This window comes from Nostoc parmelioides FACHB-3921, from assembly GCF_014696625.1.
Taxonomy (GTDB): domain Bacteria; phylum Cyanobacteriota; class Cyanobacteriia; order Cyanobacteriales; family Nostocaceae; genus Trichormus; species Trichormus parmelioides.
The window spans coordinates 25794-43066 of record NZ_JACJQL010000006.1 but is presented as its reverse complement, the minus strand read 5'-3'; the positions used below and the strand labels follow the sequence as shown (position 1 = coordinate 43066).

At 40.6% G+C, this 17273-nt stretch carries 17 protein-coding genes, 1 tRNA gene and 2 pseudogenes; 17 read left to right on the top strand and 3 right to left on the bottom strand.

Annotated features, from left to right (window positions below; all coding sequences use genetic code 11):
* Window positions 1-66 precede the first annotated feature (66 nt).
* The gene (locus H6G14_RS06445) at window positions 67-285 is read right to left on the bottom strand and encodes a chlorophyll a/b-binding protein (RefSeq protein WP_010994690.1); all 219 of its coding nucleotides are present in this window, start codon (window positions 283-285) and stop codon (window positions 67-69) included.
* 150 nt (window positions 286-435) lie between these two features.
* Here H6G14_RS06445 and H6G14_RS34185 point away from each other — a divergent pair.
* From H6G14_RS34185 to H6G14_RS06430, 4 genes and pseudogenes are all read left to right on the top strand, one after another.
* Window positions 436-2079: pseudogene (locus H6G14_RS34185) on the top strand (FAD-dependent thymidylate synthase); the annotation flags it as partial.
* A 3-nt stretch (window positions 2080-2082) separates the two neighbouring features.
* Window positions 2083-2517: pseudogene (gene thyX, locus H6G14_RS34180) on the top strand (FAD-dependent thymidylate synthase); the annotation flags it as partial.
* A gap of 270 nt (window positions 2518-2787) precedes the next feature.
* Entirely contained in the window at window positions 2788-2958 is a 171-nt protein-coding gene (psb34, locus tag H6G14_RS06435; protein ID WP_190566273.1) for a photosystem II assembly protein Psb34, read from the top strand.
* Between the two features lie 185 nt (window positions 2959-3143).
* Complete coding sequence (locus H6G14_RS06430) at window positions 3144-4121, top strand: carbohydrate kinase family protein (protein WP_190566272.1); 978 nt, start codon at window positions 3144-3146, stop codon at window positions 4119-4121.
* 220 nt (window positions 4122-4341) lie between these two features.
* On the opposite strand, the gene H6G14_RS06425 is transcribed toward H6G14_RS06430, so the two are convergent.
* A tRNA-His gene (locus H6G14_RS06425) sits at window positions 4342-4414 on the bottom strand.
* A gap of 126 nt (window positions 4415-4540) precedes the next feature.
* On the opposite strand from H6G14_RS06425, the gene H6G14_RS06420 reads away from it, so the two are divergent.
* From H6G14_RS06420 to cobA, 3 genes are all read left to right on the top strand, one after another.
* A complete protein-coding gene (locus H6G14_RS06420; RefSeq protein ID WP_190566360.1) occupies window positions 4541-4924 on the top strand; it encodes a DUF4359 domain-containing protein in 384 nt (127 codons plus the stop codon).
* A gap of 79 nt (window positions 4925-5003) precedes the next feature.
* Window positions 5004-5717, top strand: coding sequence for a sirohydrochlorin chelatase (locus H6G14_RS06415; RefSeq protein WP_190566271.1), 714 nt, complete (start codon window positions 5004-5006; stop codon window positions 5715-5717).
* Complete coding sequence (gene cobA, locus H6G14_RS06410; RefSeq protein WP_190566270.1) at window positions 5714-6496, top strand: uroporphyrinogen-III C-methyltransferase; 783 nt, start codon at window positions 5714-5716, stop codon at window positions 6494-6496. Before H6G14_RS06415 ends, cobA begins: the two co-directional genes overlap by 4 nt.
* Window positions 6497-6787: 291 nt before the next feature.
* On the opposite strand, the gene H6G14_RS06405 is transcribed toward cobA, so the two are convergent.
* The gene (locus H6G14_RS06405; RefSeq protein ID WP_190566269.1) at window positions 6788-7927 is read right to left on the bottom strand and encodes a response regulator; all 1140 of its coding nucleotides are present in this window, start codon (window positions 7925-7927) and stop codon (window positions 6788-6790) included.
* Between the two features lie 828 nt (window positions 7928-8755).
* On the opposite strand from H6G14_RS06405, the gene H6G14_RS06400 reads away from it, so the two are divergent.
* From H6G14_RS06400 to H6G14_RS06355, 10 genes are all read left to right on the top strand, one after another.
* Entirely contained in the window at window positions 8756-9694 is a 939-nt protein-coding gene (locus tag H6G14_RS06400; protein WP_190566268.1) for an RluA family pseudouridine synthase, read from the top strand.
* A 1007-nt stretch (window positions 9695-10701) separates the two neighbouring features.
* Window positions 10702-11220 (top strand): globin family protein, encoded by a 519-nt coding sequence (locus tag H6G14_RS06395; RefSeq protein WP_190566267.1) that lies wholly within the window; start codon window positions 10702-10704, stop codon window positions 11218-11220.
* Window positions 11221-11294: 74 nt separating this feature from the next.
* Window positions 11295-11783, top strand: a complete 489-nt coding sequence (locus H6G14_RS06390; RefSeq protein ID WP_010994700.1) for a globin family protein — start codon at window positions 11295-11297, stop codon at window positions 11781-11783.
* Window positions 11784-11929: 146 nt separating this feature from the next.
* On the top strand, window positions 11930-12766 hold the full coding sequence (locus tag H6G14_RS06385) for a phycobilisome rod-core linker polypeptide (RefSeq protein ID WP_190566266.1): 837 nt from the start codon (window positions 11930-11932) through the stop codon (window positions 12764-12766).
* A gap of 72 nt (window positions 12767-12838) precedes the next feature.
* Complete coding sequence (locus tag H6G14_RS06380) at window positions 12839-13600, top strand: HEAT repeat domain-containing protein (RefSeq protein WP_190566265.1); 762 nt, start codon at window positions 12839-12841, stop codon at window positions 13598-13600.
* A 113-nt stretch (window positions 13601-13713) separates the two neighbouring features.
* Window positions 13714-14235: a HEAT repeat domain-containing protein gene (locus H6G14_RS06375; protein ID WP_242053363.1), complete on the top strand. Its 522-nt coding sequence runs from the start codon at window positions 13714-13716 to the stop codon at window positions 14233-14235.
* 588 nt (window positions 14236-14823) lie between these two features.
* Entirely contained in the window at window positions 14824-15345 is a 522-nt protein-coding gene (locus H6G14_RS06370; RefSeq protein WP_010994704.1) for a phycocyanin subunit beta, read from the top strand.
* A gap of 89 nt (window positions 15346-15434) precedes the next feature.
* Window positions 15435-15926 carry a phycocyanin subunit alpha gene (gene cpcA / locus H6G14_RS06365; RefSeq protein WP_010994705.1) on the top strand — a complete coding sequence of 164 codons (492 nt, stop codon included), beginning with the start codon at window positions 15435-15437 and terminating at the stop codon, window positions 15924-15926.
* Between the two features lie 137 nt (window positions 15927-16063).
* A complete protein-coding gene (locus H6G14_RS06360) occupies window positions 16064-16924 on the top strand; it encodes a phycobilisome linker polypeptide (RefSeq protein WP_190566264.1) in 861 nt (286 codons plus the stop codon).
* 93 nt (window positions 16925-17017) lie between these two features.
* A complete protein-coding gene (locus H6G14_RS06355; protein ID WP_011319678.1) occupies window positions 17018-17260 on the top strand; it encodes a phycobilisome linker polypeptide in 243 nt (80 codons plus the stop codon).
* Window positions 17261-17273 lie beyond the last annotated feature (13 nt).

Here is a 17273-nt window from a genome sequence, read left to right as displayed (position 1 = left end):
TTAGAGGCGGGAAATTTCCCGCCTCTGTTTTTGTTAAGTTATTTTTTTACAAAAATTAAAATTTATCTATTGCAGGTTGGTCAAAAGACCGAAAATTCCTTTTCCTGTAAATACTTCTAATGCGATTAATGAGATGAAACCAATCATTGCCAAACGACCGTTGAGTATTTCTGCATAGGGAGTGAACCCAGTGCGATCGCCTTGCTCATCTACATATACTTTTGGCTCAATCGCAAAGTTGTTCATCAAACCTTGATCGTCAACGATGGCATTGTTTGTACGCATTTTATTTTCCCCTGCTTGGTCTGTTGTTAAGAAGTGTAACAAATATATTAACTATTGTAAAGTATCTGAGTCCATCTGAAGATATATCATGGTGAATCGAGTTCACAACTACGTCTCAAGAACACTCATACATCAACCCGCCAAAAGCCAATGGATCGATTCCGAGTAGAAGTTATAGCTAAAACACCAAACCCCCAGCAGGTGATTTACGCCGCAATGCACCAAGACTATACTGATGGGTTCGTGTTTGATGAGCGCGACTCCTGGCCCTCGGAGTCGGAATGTGGCGACATTATTATTAAGCGGCTGTTAGCTGGGGAAAGAGGACACTATGGCCCGTTAGAACATCCCCAGATTGTTTTCAACTGCGGTTATTTTCCCCACAGTGTTATGCAGCAGGCACGTACACATAGGGTCTCAGTATCATTTGATGTTCAATGTTTGGCATCTAACACTGAAATTACCTTTGTTAACGGTGAAGGTCAAAGTAGCCAGAAATTGAAAAAAACCATTGGAGAGTTATATGACCTTTGGGCTAATGGAGAAAAAGCCATTCGTCAACGGTCTATTCGCGGTAGAAATGGGGAATTACCCGGTCAATATCGACGTGACTGTCAACAACGCATCCGCAAAATGCGCCTGCGCGTTCTCAATGAAGAGACTGGCTTGTTTGAAGTTGGGCATATTAAAGACGTAATGTGTAGCGGTCTTCAGCCAGTCTATCGAGTAACTTTAGAAGATGGAAAAACTTTAGATTGTACTGTTAATCATCGTCTTTTTACTTCAGAAGGCTGGCAAAGAATGGGCAATGCCGTTGGTCTGGTTACTAATCATGATGGTAGCGTAGCTATAATGACCAAGCCATGCAATGTTATGTGTAATGGTATGGCAGTAGTAGGCAATGGGCTTTACAGAAACCGGGAATGGCTAGAATCTCAGATTGCAAAAGGATTGTCTACATTAGAGATTGCTCAAATGTCTCAATGTTCAATCAATACACTCAGAAATTGGGCTAATAGATATGGATTATCTTTAAACCAGAAAGATAGTAAATTTTCTCATGGTCACCAACCTTGGAACTATGACTCTAATGCACTTTATCGAAACAAAGCTTGGTTAGAAGAGCAACTTTATCAAGGACTTCATGTTGATGAAATGGCAGTATTGGCAAACTGCTCAATAGAAGCAATTAAAAAATGGGTTTATGCCTACGGATTATCCTTAAATAAAAAATCCCCTGGAACAAAAGAACCGTGGAATAAGGGTAAAGGTGGTTACAACTTAAATCTATCAGAAGAAAGTCGTCAAAAACGTGTTGAGAATGCCAAGAAATATACTAAAAGAGGAGAAGAATCTAACTTTTGGAAAGGTGGTACATCTACTGAGCGTGAGCTAATAGGTGCATGGACAAGGGAAATTGCGCCAGTAGTACATGAGAAGTTCAACTATATTTGTCAAAAATGTAGGGTTAGGGGTGGTATTCTTCATGCTCACCATCTAGTACCAGTTTATGCTGATGAATCATATGCTTATGACTTTGAAAATTTAGTGACTTTATGCAAAGAATGTCACGAATCTGTTCATCATAACAACCAAGAAATAGAATTTGCTCAATTTTACAACCCCATTATAGATACGGAAAATTGGCAACCTAAACCAAAGCAACTAGGTAAAAAACTCCAAGCGCATCCAGTCAAAGTGAAAAGTGTAGAATACCTTGGACAACAAATGACTTATGACCTAGAAGTTGAAGGTGACTGGCATAATTTTGTTGCTAATGGCATGGTGGTTCATAACTCTTTCCGTTATACGGGTAACCAGTTTATTGATGTAGTCGAAGGTAGAAAAGACATTGAAGATGTTTTTTACCTCCGTCCTGTTGGTTATTACACAGATAGACAGGGCAAAAAATATTACTATTCTCCAGAACAAAGAGCCGCAGATTTGCAGTGGTGTTTAGAAGCAGCTAAACGTTACAAAGCTGATTTTGAAGGGGGAATGTCTGAAGAACACGCACGGGGTAAAGTACCTTTTGATTATCGCCAGCATTTTGTCGTCAGCTTTAATTTACGCTCGTTTTTGCACTTTTGTGATTTACGCAATAAGAAAGATGCACAACTGGAAATTCAAAAGTTGTGTGAATTGATGTGGCCTCATTTTGCAGAGTGGTCTCCGGCGATCGCTCAATGGTATGAAAAATCCCGTCTAGGTAGAGCCAGACTATCACCATAATTCAGACCGCTTTCCACTTATAGGTGTAATGTTATCGACCCTCGGCTAGCCGAGGGTTTTTTGTAGGTGTGAGGGTATAAGGGTGTAAGGGTGTGAGGGTTTCAAATATTTATACCCCTGTACCCCTGTACCCCTATACCCCTATACCCCCCACCCAAACATCAGTCGCTCTGATTACTCGAATCAATTATTTTTTGTCAAGTCCTATTGACATTTTGTAACAATATTGTTAAATTAGTTTACATAAAGTAACAACGCACATAAAAAACTATGTATACCACCGTTAACGAAGCAGGCATTTTAAATAACTACGCTACCGAACCCAAAATGTATTACGCTACCTACCCCAACCAAGAGCAACAACGCCAGTATGCTTTACAGGGTGCGTTTGCTACATTGCTCATCACAACTTTAGTTTTGGTTGCTTTGGGTATTAGCTAAGATTTTTAAATTTCAATATCGCTGTATCTAAATTGTCATTCGTACTTCTTTGATAAACCTCGGTTAGTTTCGCCGGGGTTTTTTGTTGTGCGGAGTGCGAATGCTAATAGATAAATATGAGATCACTAATCTAAAGCCAAAAAACTAAAATGAGATGAGCAATCCCCGTGAAAAACTAAAATGAAATGAGTAATCCCCGTGTTTTGTGCCTCGGCGAAGTTCTATTCGATTGTTTAGCTGATCAGTTAGGGCTAAAGCTGGAAGAGGTAAAGTCTTGGACTGCTTATCCAGGAGGAGCGCCAGCTAATGTGGCTTGTGCTTTGGTGAAGTTGGGAACTCCCGCCGGATTTATTGGTGCTGTTGGTGAAGATGAGCCAGGAAATGCGCTGGTTAAGCTATTACAAGAAGTAGGTGTAGATACAACGGGTGTACAACGTCATTCTACTGCCCCAACTAGGCAAGTCTATGTGGTCAGGGATCTAGCAGGCGATCGCACTTTCGCTGGCTTTGGTCAGTATGATACCTCTGAATTTGCTGATACGCATTTGCAAGCCAAGCAATTACCAGAGTCAGTGTTTCAAGAAGCTGATTTCCTGATTTTGGGTACTTTGGAATTAGCCTATCCCGATAGTGAAAAAGCTATTCACCGAGCTTTGGAACTAGCTGAACAGTATGATCTGAAGATTGTGTTGGATGTTAACTGGCGGCCGGTGTTTTGGCATGATGAAAATATTGCTAGGCAAAAAATTCAGGAAATTTTCAAACGCGTTGATTTTCTCAAGCTTGCGAAAGAAGAAGCCGAATGGCTATTCGACACCTCTGATCCAGGCGCTATTACTTACCGTTTAGGCTCCATTGAGGGGGTATTGCTGACTGATGGCGAAAATGGCTGTGCTTATTGCTTGGGTGAAAATGAAGGTAAAGTACCTGCTTTCCCTGTCTCTGTAGTAGATACCACGGGTGCAGGAGATAGCTTTCTGGCAGGGTTTATCCATCAACTGAGTAAATATGGCATTCATAACTTGAATGATGCAGAGACAGCAAAGCGCATTATCACTTATGCTAGTGCTGTAGGGGCGTTGACTACTACTAAAGCAGGTGCGATCGCTTCTCAACCCACTGCGATAGAAGTGGAAACTTTTCTGGCTTCCAATAAAATTTAGCTGAACTACCCACACTGACCTATCTGGTCAGATGTGGGGCTTTTGTCGGTTCAAGCTAAAGTAGTAATAGTAATAGTTGTAGCACTCAAGTTGGCTGCTCTGTTATCTCTTTCCTATCTAGAAGATATCCGAGAGTTTTGCCTACCAGGGCATTTCAGTTATTTGATCTCAAATCGAGCCACAGTATACATTACTGTGTTATCTTGCTTTTATCAAAAAGGGCGAACGAGGGGACTTGAACCCCCGAATGGTGGAACCACAATCCACTGCCTTAACCACTTGGCTACGCCCGCCACACACATTCTTGATTATAGCATCTGTTTAGTAAATTTATCCAGAATTTTTTTGTGAGGAACGGACTTTGCTGATTGAGAGTCTTGGGAATGCAAATTGATTTAGCGAATTTAAAGTTAGGAAATATGAAACCCCTGACCATTACGGCATCGGTAGGAGCCTTGGGATTAGCTGCTGTGTTGGGAGTAACAATGGCGAAAACCAACCCTAATCAGACTGAATATGAGGAGTATGCTGTGCAACGGTTGACAGGATACTTAAAAAATGATGTCTGCAATAAAACAACAAAGCTCTTAGAACGTTTAATTAATTACAACTGTGACAAATTAATAGATTCCGCTAACCCCCAACTGCGGCAACTCCTCTCAGCTACTACAGAAAGACAAGACTTTGCTGTGTTTAGCATTTACCGTACAGAACTAAAATTAAGTACTTGGATGCCGTCTTACAAGTTTGAGACGGTGGGAGCTTTTAATAATTTTTACACTTATACAGCAGAGGAACAGTGATAGATAAAGGAGAAAAACTCATAATTGTTGACTTTCTGTAACATAATAAAAATAGTTACGAAAAGTTTCACCATTGCCCATGACATCTGCTTATCTGCTTGTATCCCACGGCAGCCGAGATCCACGTCCAGAAATCGCTATGCAGCAAATAGCAGGACTGGTAGCTGAAAAATTATATCTTCCAGAAAAGTTAGTGGGAACAGGATATTTGGAGGTGGTTTCTGAACCATTGCATGAGCAGATCAAAAATTTTGCTCAAATTGCTGTAGCTTTTGGGTGTCATCATCTGAAAATCATACCCTTGTTTCTGCTTCCGGGTGTTCATGTGATGACGGACATTCCTAGAGAAGTAACACAGGCGCAACAAGCTGTAGGTAAAGATATTCTGATTGAGTTACAGCCATACTTGGGTAGTCATCAGGGTTTACAAACATTTCTCCAAAAGCAAATCGCTACTATAAAAGCAGAAGCGTGGATTTTGTTATCTCATGGTAGCCGTCGCCCAGGTTCTCAAGAACCAGTGGAAACAATGGCGGCGCATATAGGCGGAGTGGCTGCTTACTGGTCGGTGACTCCTGGTTTAGAGTCAAGAGTTCAAGAGTTGATTGCTATCGGTTACAGAGAAATTGCAATTTTGCCATACTTTCTATTCTCCGGCGGCATAACTGATGCGATCGCTCAAGCAGTTGAAGCGCTAAAATTACAATTTCCTGGGGTAAGTTTATACTTGGCTGAACCTTTGGGAGTTAGTGGAGAATTAGCCGATTTAATTGGGGATTTGATTTACACATGAACCGCACAGACAATCAGGGGCAAAAGGGTTTGGGTAAGGTCTATTTAGTAGGTGCGGGGCCAGGCGATCCAGGACTGATGACGGTGAAGGGCAAAGGTATATTAGAATGTGCCGATGTGGTCATATATGATGCTTTAGTCAGTCCAGCGATTTTGGCAATGATTAATCCCCAAGCAGAGCAAATTAACGCTGGTAAGCGCATGGGGCGACATTCGCTATTGCAGGACGAAACAACTCAACTACTAATTGAACAAGCTCAAAATCACGCTGTTATTGTGCGGTTAAAAGGTGGTGACCCCTTTATTTTCGGTCGTGGTGGGGAAGAGATGGCTGATTTGATTGCGGCTGGGGTTCCGGTGGAGGTTGTACCAGGGATTACATCGGGAATTGCAGCGCCTGCCTACGCCGGGATTCCCTTGACTCATCGCTTATATAGTTCATCTGTAACTTTTGTAACTGGGCATGAGTCGGCGGGGAAGTATCGACCGAAAGTCAATTGGCAAGCGATCGCCCAAGGTTCGGAAACGATTGTCATTTATATGGGTATCCACAATCTACCTCATATTGTGGAACAGTTAAAAACGGCAGGTTTGAGTTTAGCAACACCAATTGCTTTAGTACGTTGGGGTACACGTCCCGAACAAGAAGAATTAATTGGTGAGTTAGGGACAATTGTAGAACTAGTGGAGAAAACCGGATTTGAAGCGCCAGCGATCGCAGTCATTGGCGCTGTGGTCAATATGCACAGTATTTTATCTGTAGCAGGTCGTGTTCATTGATTTGTCAATGTGTCTACATCTAAGAAGGTAATTGGTAATTGGTAATTGGTAATTGGTAATTGGTAATTGGTAAGAGGTTATTTATAAAGAAAAAATAAAATTATTGTAGGGTGTGTTAGGCGCTGATTTCCCTGATGATTGCTCACGAAATAACTATCCTCGCGCCTAACGCACCTTCCATGAGGCGGTGCGTTACGGCTAAATTTTCTTGTCTCTAAATCCAAAATTCTTTCATAGCCGTAACACACCCTACTTAAGATTTACTTTATAAATAGTCTCTAATAGTTGATATTAGGTAATGTGTTTGAAAATCACTTTTAGCAAATCGCCTTGATTAAAAGATTTATTTAAGTGACCTGATGCTCTGACTATTTTGGCTCTAGCTCTATCAACTAGTCCAGCTTTTTCTGTCACCATAATTACAGGTGTGTTTTTAAAATATGAATGTTTGCGTAATAAAGAACATAATTCATAGCCGTCTAAATCAGGCATATCAACATTGATGAAAATGATATCTGGCTTTGTACAGAGAATTTCCATTAATGCTTTTAGAGAATCTGTAACACCAATTACTGCAAATATTTGATCATCTAAGAAATTTTTAATACTATTTAGCACAATTGGATCATCATCAATACAAAAAATTTTATAGATTTTTTTATCAGTAGATGTGGGAGATATCTGGGAGTATCCATTATTAACAGTATTAGATGGAGATACGTATCGCTTGGAATATTCTATAGATTTATTAGTATTTATTTGCGGTAAGCGTGGCTCAGGCTTGGGTTGAGTATGGGGGGGAGGTGTAAATTTGGTGCTGCGTTTGCTGTTCACTGGTATTTGGTTACTTTCTGTAGATGAAGACATCTCTTGACTAGATGCTTCTCTGCGGAATGCTTCAGGAACACGCCCATGCTGTTGACACTGTTCTACTAATAACCGGACATTAAGGTAGCAGAATTTAGGCAAATCATCTAAAAAACTTTCAGGAATGAATTCATAACTTCCTTCTTCCAGCAAGAGAAATGATTCTATTACTTCTAATGCTAATTGTTCTATAAGGACGGCTGCTTGTGAAGAACTAATATATTTCTGATTGACTAACCAACAAATAGCTAAATAATCAGGATTGGGTATGGCTTGATTTTCAATTCCTGTTTCAAAGATTGCTCGTAACTGCTCGTTAATTTCTTTAGGTAGAGTTGTAATTTGTGGACTTAAGTGTCCTAAATGTCTATAAAGAGGTTCAAACATCCTCTCTGAATAACAGGCATAAATCAACTTACCTTCTTCTACGTATATAGACCAAGTGCCTGAAGTACTAAATACTTGTAAACAACCAGTAATTGTCTTCCCAGTTATTTTTTTTAATAAAGATAGGGGTTGTATTTTTTGAAAAAATCTGTATCTAGTAATCGGAAGTGTTTTCATGGCGATCGCTCTGTTATTAAATCAAGATTTAAAATAAAAATTAGTGAAAAGGCTTTTACTGTAGGCAAATATATTTCTGATGATATGTTTAGCTAAATTCAGCAATTTACTTTTAAATCAACACCCTCAGTCTTTATTTTTTATTTCCACGCCAATATTTCCACTAAGCAGTTGCACATCGTCAGTGCGACTCCTCTAAGTGGAATAGTTTCATGATGTCAAACAGAAAAATTGCTCAACCGATTACTAGAAAACATTTTTTCAAAAATCAGGTTGCTTTTCTGTATCTTTCATTAACTTGGCTAATCTAACAGTACCTTAAGTACTACACGTATAGTTATTGGCTCAAACCCATCAGTAGCAAAAGTATTATCTGTGTTTTTACTGTATAACGTAAAATTACGGTATATCAAGCTTAAATACGGTTGGGTGACAAAATACTTGTTTTTTTACTTACTAAGTAAGTGTTGCTTTAGTAGTTACCCAAGTTGGAGATTTTAGAGATGTTGTTTGCCAGATTTTCCACGGACATCACTTGCAAAATGTCAATAGCAGATTTTCACTATAAAAATCCTATTTTTTCCAAAGGTAGATACGCAAGTAATGGCTCACTACAAGCTAGGTTACTCTAATTTATCTAGGCAAATAAAAATAATATATAAACTTTATGGCTAATGCTTAAAGGAAATGTGAATGACGGTAGAATCAGGATGATGTTTGAATATGTATTGACTCATTAGTTATCCTGAGGGTTAAAAACCGTACAGTAGAAACCACATTTTTATAATTATTTAACATTGTATTAATATTATTTGTCCCCAATCCTGAATGTTGAACGAATTTTACTTAGAAGTTGAAGAAAACAGCGCACGCATAGACCGTTATCTGGCAGAAGAATTACCCGATTTATCTCGTTCTCGGATTCAGCAGTTAATTGAACAGGGAAAAGTCCAAGTTAATGGCAAAATTTGTACATCTAAAAAGATTAACCTGAAAGTAGGCGATCGCATCACCTTAGAAGTTCCCGAAGCGCAACCCCTAGAACTACAAGCAGAAGATATTCCCTTAGATATTCTCTACGAGGATGACCAGTTACTCATTCTCAACAAGCCGGCTGATTTAGTCGTCCACCCTGCACCAGGACATTCTCATGGCACCTTGGTAAATGCTTTGTTGGCACATTGTCCTGATCTTCCTGGTATTGGTGGTGTGCAGAGGCCGGGAATTGTCCATCGTTTAGATAAAGATACAACAGGGGCAATTGCGATCGCTAAAACCGACATCGCGTATAAACACATCCAAGCACAACTCCAAGCCAAAACCGCACGGCGAGAATATTTAGGTGTAGTATACGGTGCGCCAAAAACTGCAAGTGGCAAAGTAGATTTACCCATCGGTCGCCATCCCCAAGACCGCAAGAAAATGGCTGTTGTCCCTATAGAAGAAGGGGGAAGGTCAGCCATCACCCATTGGCAAATACAGGAACGTTTGGGGAACTTCACCCTAATTCATTTCCAACTCGAAACCGGACGCACACACCAAATTCGAGTTCACAGCGCCAAAATAGGTCATCCTATTGTCGGCGACCCCGTTTATGGTTCCGGTCGTTCTGTAGGCGTAAATTTACCTGGTCAAGCACTCCACGCTTGGCGATTGAGATTGCAACATCCAATTACTGGAGATTGGGTTGAAGTCACAGCAACGCCTCCACAAAGCTTTACAACACTCTTAGAAATTCTCCGACGCAGAGCATCCATTTCTTCTTAACCGTGCTTAAACCTGTCAAAGGTATTGGGGACTGGGTTTTCAAATGAAAAATTATGGAATTCTGTTTTAACTTAACGTGAGTCTCTAACGGAGGCGCACGTTAACTTATATAGCCGTAGCCAGATAGATTAGGAAATCAAGCCAAGATCAAACCCTGACAACACAAGACTTTCAAGTCTGTCAACCGTCAACAGCTATACTTTGCACCACTCTCTTATTGCCAAAATTACAGGCTAAAAGGCTGATTATTTCTTAGGGTAAGCAGTATCCACCACTGGCTTATTGAGAAGGTGCAAGATGTCAGTTAACCTGTGTACCTCTAAAAAATGAGAATAAAAAAAATTTTTCGATATTTTGTTACTCAAGTTCACAAAACATTACATATAGGTTTTTCTTGATAAATCAAATAATTGCTAGTAATAATGCGCGAATTGCTTATAAACAGCAGTTAACAGGCTATTAATAATTGTGATGAATATTAGTCTTGAAAATTATTATCATTTTTAGCCACAAAATAAAAACCGAAGATTGTTATCTAAAACACAGATTTTTTTGATAAGAATTCTGCTTTAGCTTTGTTTATCAACTTCTACTGTCAGCATGAAAGTATATATAAGCTAGATTGGCTACCACAGTAGAAATTATACTCAAGGATTTATTAAGTAAAGTAAACAATATTATTTAATTGTTAAACAGTTTTTTATCTAAAGGCATTACAACCTTTACAAAACAATAATTTTTAGAGAAGTCTGTATGGATTAACACTATCTTACAAAACTTAATAATAAATTCACTCAAGCCATATATAAAATACGAACTAAGGTTTTAAAAGCAATTAAAAAACAGAAAACAAATTGCTGTTTTCCTAATAAGAAATCGCACATAATTGCAGTTCCCCAAGATAATATAGGGGAGTTAATCCTGCTTGAATATTTGTTTTCCAAATAGTAACAATAATTGCAATCGACCTTATAAAAAGCTGCAATGACCTTTAGGAGGAAAGAAAGATGCTCGATGCTTTTTCCAAAGTAGTTGAACAGGCAGATAGAAAAGGTAATTATCTGAGTGGAGATGAAATCAACGCATTATCGGCATTAGTTGCTGATAGTAATAAGCGTTTAGATATAGTTAACAGACTAACAAGTAATGCTTCCTCCATTGTGGCTAATGCTTATCGTGCTTTAGTGGCTGAACGTCCACAAATATTTAATGCTGGTGGTGCTTGTTTCCACAATCGTAACCAAGCTGCTTGTATCCGTGATTTAGGATTTATTCTGCGTTATGTGACCTATTCTGTATTAGCAGGTGATGCTAGTGTCATGGACGATCGCTGCTTAAATGGTCTGAGGGAAACGTATCAAGCTTTGGGTACTCCTGGGGATGCAGTAGCATCTGGAATCCAAAAAATGAAAGATGCAGCAATTGCAATTGCCAATGACTCCAAAGGCATTACTAAAGGTGATTGTAGTCAGTTAATTGCTGAGTTAGCTAGCTATTTTGATCGCGCTGCTTCTGCGGTTGTTTAATTAGATTTTTTTCCAAAACTTTTTTCAAACTGACTGTTAGTAATTAATCACAGATCGAGGAGATTAGGAGAAGTATGAAAACACCTTTGACCGAAGCAATCTCTGCTGCTGATGTTCGTGGTTCCTACCTCAGCAACACGGAAATGCAAGCAGTTTTTGGTCGTTTTAACCGCGCTCGTGCTGGTTTAGCAGCTGCTCAAGCATTCTCTAACAATGGCAAAAAATGGGCAGAAGCAGCAGCAAATCATGTTTATCAAAAATTCCCTTACACCACTCAAATGAGTGGGCCTCAATACGCTTCCACTCCAGAAGGTAAATCCAAGTGTGTTCGTGATATTGACCACTATCTTCGTACTATCAGCTATTGCTGTGTAGTTGGTGGTACTGGCCCCTTAGATGAATATGTAGTATCTGGTTTAAGCGAACTCAACAGCGCCCTTGGTTTATCTCCTAGCTGGTATGTAGCTGCACTAGAATTTGTCCGCGACAATCACGGTTTAAATGGTGATGTTGCAGGTGAAGCTAACATCTACCTGAACTATGCAATTAACGCTTTAAGTTAAGACAAAGCTTGTGGGTCTTGGGAAATAGGTAATTGCTCAATTCATGTGAGTTACTTTGTAACTGTGATGAAGATAATTGCAGCATTTTTCTATTTTCCAAGACCCAAATTTATGATCAAAAAATTGCGGAAGGAGAGTTGGTCAAAATGAGTGGTTCAGTCGCAGAAAGGCTAGCAATTAGAGATGCCATTGGCAATAAAGTTGAACTGCGCCAAAATTGGAGCGAGGATGATTTACAAAAAGTATTCCGGGCTGCTTATGAACAAATATTTGGACGGCAAGGAATATATGCTAGTCAAAAATTTACGAGTGCGGAAGCTTTGTTAAGAAATGGCAAAATCAGTGTGCGGCAATTTGTAGAGATTTTAGCCAAATCTGAATTTTACAAAGAATGCTTTTTTTATAAAAACTCTCAAGTGCGTTTGATCGAATTAAACTATAAGCATTTACTGGGACGCGCACCGTACGATCAATCAGAGATTGCTGATCATGTAGACATTTATGCTGCTCGTGGCTACGATGCTGACATTGATGCTTACATTTACAGTCCAGAATACGAAAATGCTTTTGGTAATTCTATTGTTCCTTATTACCGTGGATTCCAATCAATTCCTGGGATGAAAACAGTAGGATTTAATCGCATATGTGAGCTTTATCGCGGTCGGGGTAATAGCGATAATGCACAAATGGGACGGAAAAATTCTCGTTTACGAACAAAAGTTTCCCTGAATTTACCTAATGGAATTTTGCCACCAACTTCCGCCGGGACAAACTTTGTTTCCGCAGCGCCGACGTTAATCAGTTCTGCGACAAAGGGTGATAATCGGATGTTTGTAATTGAAGCGATCGCCGGTGGATTGAATACAAACGTAGCAATCCGTCGCAGCCGACAGGTTTACACCGTTTCCTATGAAAGACTTTCTGCTACTTACCAAGAAATTCATAAGCGTGGTGGAAAGATAGTCAAGATTTCTCAAGTGTAGAAATGGTTGCTAGATACCCGACTTCTTCAAGTTGGGTATCTGAGTAAATTTTAAATTTCGGAGCGAAGTGATGTGACATCTGAACCAATTCTTTCTCCAGAAACAGCGATCGCAGCTTTATCTGGTGAGGATAACCAAATCCGTTATTATGCTGCTTGGTGGTTGGGTAAACATGACGTACAGGCTGGTTTTACGGCGCTATGTGAAGCCTTATTTGATGAACGCTATCGCATCCCATCAGGAGGGTATCCTCTGCGTCGTCAGGCTGCACGGGCTTTAGGACTGTTGAAAAATCCCCAAGCTGTACCAGCGTTAATTGCAGCATTGGAATGTGATGAAGATTTACGTCTCAGGGAAGCAGTAATTTGCTCTTTAGCGGCGATCGGTGACAAACGAGCTGTGATTCCTTTGCTCAATCTTTTGCAATCCAGTCAAGCACAACCTTATGAAGCTTTAATCGAAGCTTTAGCTACTCTACAAGTCTGGTCAGCCCGTCCACAAATTGAACCTTTTCTTCAGCATCATTCTGAGCGTGTGCAATGTGCAGCCGCTAGATATATGTATCTTCTCACCCAAGAGTCTGAATACATCGAACGTATTGTCAAAAATCTCAATCATGACAATATGTATTTACGTTGGGCGGCGGTATTTGACTTGGGTGCAGTTGCTCATCAACAAGCAGTACAGGCAATCTTAGCGGCTCAGGTTCCTAATAGCTTAAAGCTCTTAAATTTAAAGCGTATTCTTGAAGCTATGTTGAATAATAATAGTGTTAATCATGAAAAAGCAGCTTTATTATTTGGAGCAATTGATGATTTATTAATTCAACTTTAAAACTCATAACTGAATATTGGGGATTGGGGATTGGGGATTGGGGATTGGGGATTGGTTTGTTATTAATATCTCCAGTCCTTTTTGTGTTGCGTTGTTTTATCCAGAAATAAATTATGAATCAAGCTTCATTGAGCGTAGACGCTATTACCAATTTAATCGAAGCATTTCATCATCACCATCCTGCTGTTAGAAGTGCGGCTGTAGATGAATTAATCAAATTGGGAAGCATCACAGTGAATTTGTTAATTGCTGCTTATGATGATTCTCAAGATCAAGGTTTTCAAGCCCAAATCATTCAAGTTTTAGCTCAAATTGGTGATGCAAGGGCGCTAAACTTATTAGCCGAGGTAGTGGGGACAAGTGTAGCCAATCACTGTCAAGGTAATGTCCGCCGCATTGCTGCACGAGGGTTAGGAAAAATAGCCAGCACCACTAGTAATACAGAAATAATCAACAATGCTCAAGAAAAGTTAATTTGGGCATTACTTACACCCGAAGATTGGGGTTTACGTTACGCTGCTGCGGTCTCCTTACAAGAAATTGCCACGCCAAAAGCTAAAGCTGCTTTACAACAGGCGATCGCCCAAGAAAGCGATCCAGTTGTTCGCTCACGTATGGCGATCGCCTTGAGTTAGGGAGCGAGGGGGAGGAACTGACAGATTTCCCCAGTCCCCAATTTCGGCTCTTTACAAATGTTGCGAAAGATTAATTTTACGTTTATTCACAAAAACCATCCTGTGGAAAAAAATGGCGTAAAACAGCAATACATTGTCATCACTAGGTTTTTGCAACTCTTAAAAAAATATTAAGACACAAATATTTTGCCTAAAATCACTGATTTATGAAGTTGTGTTACGGGATAACAGCCTTTTTCTCAGTTCTAGCCCTTGTATGTAAAGCATTTGAGGGGGTTCTTATTCATGCAACTTATTTATTCACAATTTGTAACAAAAATAGGATCTATAGCATTGTATAAACATAAGCTGGAGGGGTTAAACGACAGACAAAAGTTAAACGAGGCAATCGATTCACAAAGTTTGCCAGCTTCTCATAAAATCACCCCAGTTTCTCATTTTTCTCATTCATGGAAGTGGCAAGGAATTTTGAGACTAACCGTGAGAAGTAGTTTGATCCCTGGTCTGTTTACAACCGTTTCCAAGAAATAAAACATAGCCAGTTTTAATTCAGACATCTCTCAAACCAGAATTAGGAGATTAAAGTCCATGACATTAGACGTATTTACCAAGGTGGTTTCTCAAGCTGACTCCAGAGGCGAGTTCCTGAGCAACGAACAACTAGACGCATTGGCAAATGTTGTTAAAGAAGGCAACAAGCGCTTGGATGTTGTTAACCGCATCACCAGCAACGCTTCTGCGATCGTTACCAACGCTGCTCGTGCGTTGTTTGAAGAACAACCCCAGTTGATTGCTCCTGGTGGTAACGCTTACACCAACCGTCGCATGGCTGCTTGTCTACGCGACATGGAAATCATCTTGCGTTACGTCACCTACGCTATCCTCGCTGGCGATGCTAGTGTTCTAGACGATCGCTGCTTGAATGGCTTGCGCGAAACATACCAAGCTTTGGGAACTCCTGGTTCTTCCGTAGCTGTTGGCGTTCAAAAAATGAAAGATGCTGCTGTTGGCATCGCTAACGACCCCAACGGTATCACCAAAGGTGATTGCAGCCAATTGATCTCTGAAGTTGCTAGCTACTTTGATCGCGCTGCTGCTGCTGTTGGTTAATTTTAACTGACAAGTCCAGCACCTACTGAAACCTAATTATTTTAGGTAACAGGTAAAAACTACGAAATTACTAAGGAGAATTTTACATCATGGTTAAAACCCCCATTACCGAAGCAATCGCAGCTGCTGACACCCAAGGTCGCTTCTTAGGCAACACCGAATTACAATCAGCTCGTGGTCGTTATGAGCGCGCTGCTGCTAGCTTAGAAGCTGCTCGTGGTTTGACCTCCAACGCTCAACGTTTGATCGATGGTGCAACCCAAGCTGTTTACCAAAAATTCCCTTACACAACCCAAACCCCCGGCCCTCAGTTCGCTGCTGACAGCCGTGGTAAATCCAAGTGCGCTCGTGACGTTGGTCACTACCTACGCATCATCACCTATAGCTTAGTTGCTGGTGGTACTGGCCCCTTGGATGAATACTTAATTGCTGGTTTAGCTGAAATCAACAGCACCTTTGACCTATCTCCTAGCTGGTATGTTGAAGCTCTCAAGCACATCAAAGCTAATCATGGTTTGAGCGGTCAAGCTGCTAACGAAGCTAACACCTACATCGACTACGCTATCAACGCTCTCAGCTAGATAGCTTCCTGCCCGGAAAGGGGTGCAAGTGCTGGATGTAGTAATCACCTAGCAGTTGAATCTCGTTCCGGGCATAGTTTTATCTAGGAATAGCTGTCGGTAGTTATAATCGGCAAAAAAAATAGGGGAAACTTAAAATGGCAATTACAGCAGCAGCATCTAGGCTGGGAACAGAGCCTTTTAGCGACGCACCTAAAGTAGAATTACGCCCCAAAGCTAGCAGAGAAGAAGTAGAGTTAGTAATTCGCGCCGTTTATCGGCACGTTTTGGGTAATGATTACATACTGGCATCAGAGCGCCTTGTAAGTGCAGAGTCTCTATTGAGAGATGGCAATCTGACAGTGCGTGAATTTGTGCGTAGCGTTGCTAAATCAGAACTCTACAAAAAGAAATTTTTCTACAACAGCTTCCAAACTCGGCTAATCGAACTTAACTACAAACACCTGTTGGGTCGTGCGCCTTACGATGAGTCAGAAGTTGTTTACCACCTGGACTTGTACCAAAACAAAGGTTACGATGCCGAAATAGACTCCTACATAGATTCATGGGAGTATCAAAGCAACTTCGGTGATAACGTCGTTCCTTACTACCGTGGTTTTGAGACTCAAGTAGGACAGAAAACCGCAGGTTTTAACCGGATTTTCCGTTTATACCGTGGTTATGCTAACAGCGATCGCGCTCAAGTAGAAGGTACTAGGTCTCGATTAGCGCAGGAATTAGCTAGCAACAAAGCTTCTACAATCGTGGGGCCATCTGGAAGTAATGATAGTTGGGGTTTCCGGGCTTCAGCAGATGTAGCTCCCAAGAGAAACTTGGGTAATGCCGTAGGTGAAGGCGATCGCGTTTATCGACTAGAAGTTACCGGAATTCGTAACCCTGGCTACCCCAGTGTCCGCCGGAGTAGCACGGTATTCATAGTACCTTACGAGCGACTCTCTGACAAGATCCAGCAAGTTCACAAGCAGGGCGGCAAAATCGTTAGTGTCACCTCTGCGTAAAATACGTGGATTTTGTCAGTAGTCAGTGTTAAACGGTTAACTATCAACAGTTAACTGTCAACTAAGATGACAACAATAGGAGATAGAGAAGTAATGTTCGGTCAAACCACACTTGGGGCTGGTAGCGTTTCTTCTTCTGCTAGTCGAGTATTTCGCTACGAAGTCGTAGGCTTGCGGCAAAGCTCAGAAACAGACAAAAACAAATACAATATCCGCAATAGCGGTAGTGTGTTTATCACAGTACCATACAGCCGGATGAACGAAGAATACCAACGGATTACCCGCTTGGGTGGCAAAATCGTCAAGATTGAGCAATTGGTTTCCACAGAGGCATAATAGCGCCCTGGTA

Excerpts from the sequence above, each read along its gene's own strand:
- psb34 (WP_190566273.1), top strand. The coding sequence starts at position 2,788 with ATGTATACCACCGTTAACGAAGCAGGCATTTTAAATAACTACGCTACC.
- H6G14_RS06420 (WP_190566360.1), top strand. The coding sequence starts at position 4,541 with ATGAAACCCCTGACCATTACGGCATCGGTAGGAGCCTTGGGATTAGCT.
- H6G14_RS06355 (WP_011319678.1), top strand. The coding sequence starts at position 17,018 with ATGTTCGGTCAAACCACACTTGGGGCTGGTAGCGTTTCTTCTTCTGCT.
- H6G14_RS06400 (WP_190566268.1), top strand. The coding sequence starts at position 8,756 with ATGTTGAACGAATTTTACTTAGAAGTTGAAGAAAACAGCGCACGCATA.
- cpcA (WP_010994705.1), top strand. The coding sequence starts at position 15,435 with ATGGTTAAAACCCCCATTACCGAAGCAATCGCAGCTGCTGACACCCAA.
- H6G14_RS06415 (WP_190566271.1), top strand. The coding sequence starts at position 5,004 with ATGACATCTGCTTATCTGCTTGTATCCCACGGCAGCCGAGATCCACGT.
- H6G14_RS06375 (WP_242053363.1), top strand. The coding sequence starts at position 13,714 with ATGAATCAAGCTTCATTGAGCGTAGACGCTATTACCAATTTAATCGAA.
- H6G14_RS06390 (WP_010994700.1), top strand. The coding sequence starts at position 11,295 with ATGAAAACACCTTTGACCGAAGCAATCTCTGCTGCTGATGTTCGTGGT.
- H6G14_RS06395 (WP_190566267.1), top strand. The coding sequence starts at position 10,702 with ATGCTCGATGCTTTTTCCAAAGTAGTTGAACAGGCAGATAGAAAAGGT.
- H6G14_RS06430 (WP_190566272.1), top strand. The coding sequence starts at position 3,144 with ATGAGTAATCCCCGTGTTTTGTGCCTCGGCGAAGTTCTATTCGATTGT.
- H6G14_RS06405 (WP_190566269.1), bottom strand. The coding sequence starts at position 7,927 with ATGAAAACACTTCCGATTACTAGATACAGATTTTTTCAAAAAATACAA.
- H6G14_RS06445 (WP_010994690.1), bottom strand. The coding sequence starts at position 285 with ATGCGTACAAACAATGCCATCGTTGACGATCAAGGTTTGATGAACAAC.
- cobA (WP_190566270.1), top strand. The coding sequence starts at position 5,714 with ATGAACCGCACAGACAATCAGGGGCAAAAGGGTTTGGGTAAGGTCTAT.
- H6G14_RS06360 (WP_190566264.1), top strand. The coding sequence starts at position 16,064 with ATGGCAATTACAGCAGCAGCATCTAGGCTGGGAACAGAGCCTTTTAGC.
- H6G14_RS06370 (WP_010994704.1), top strand. The coding sequence starts at position 14,824 with ATGACATTAGACGTATTTACCAAGGTGGTTTCTCAAGCTGACTCCAGA.
- H6G14_RS06385 (WP_190566266.1), top strand. The coding sequence starts at position 11,930 with ATGAGTGGTTCAGTCGCAGAAAGGCTAGCAATTAGAGATGCCATTGGC.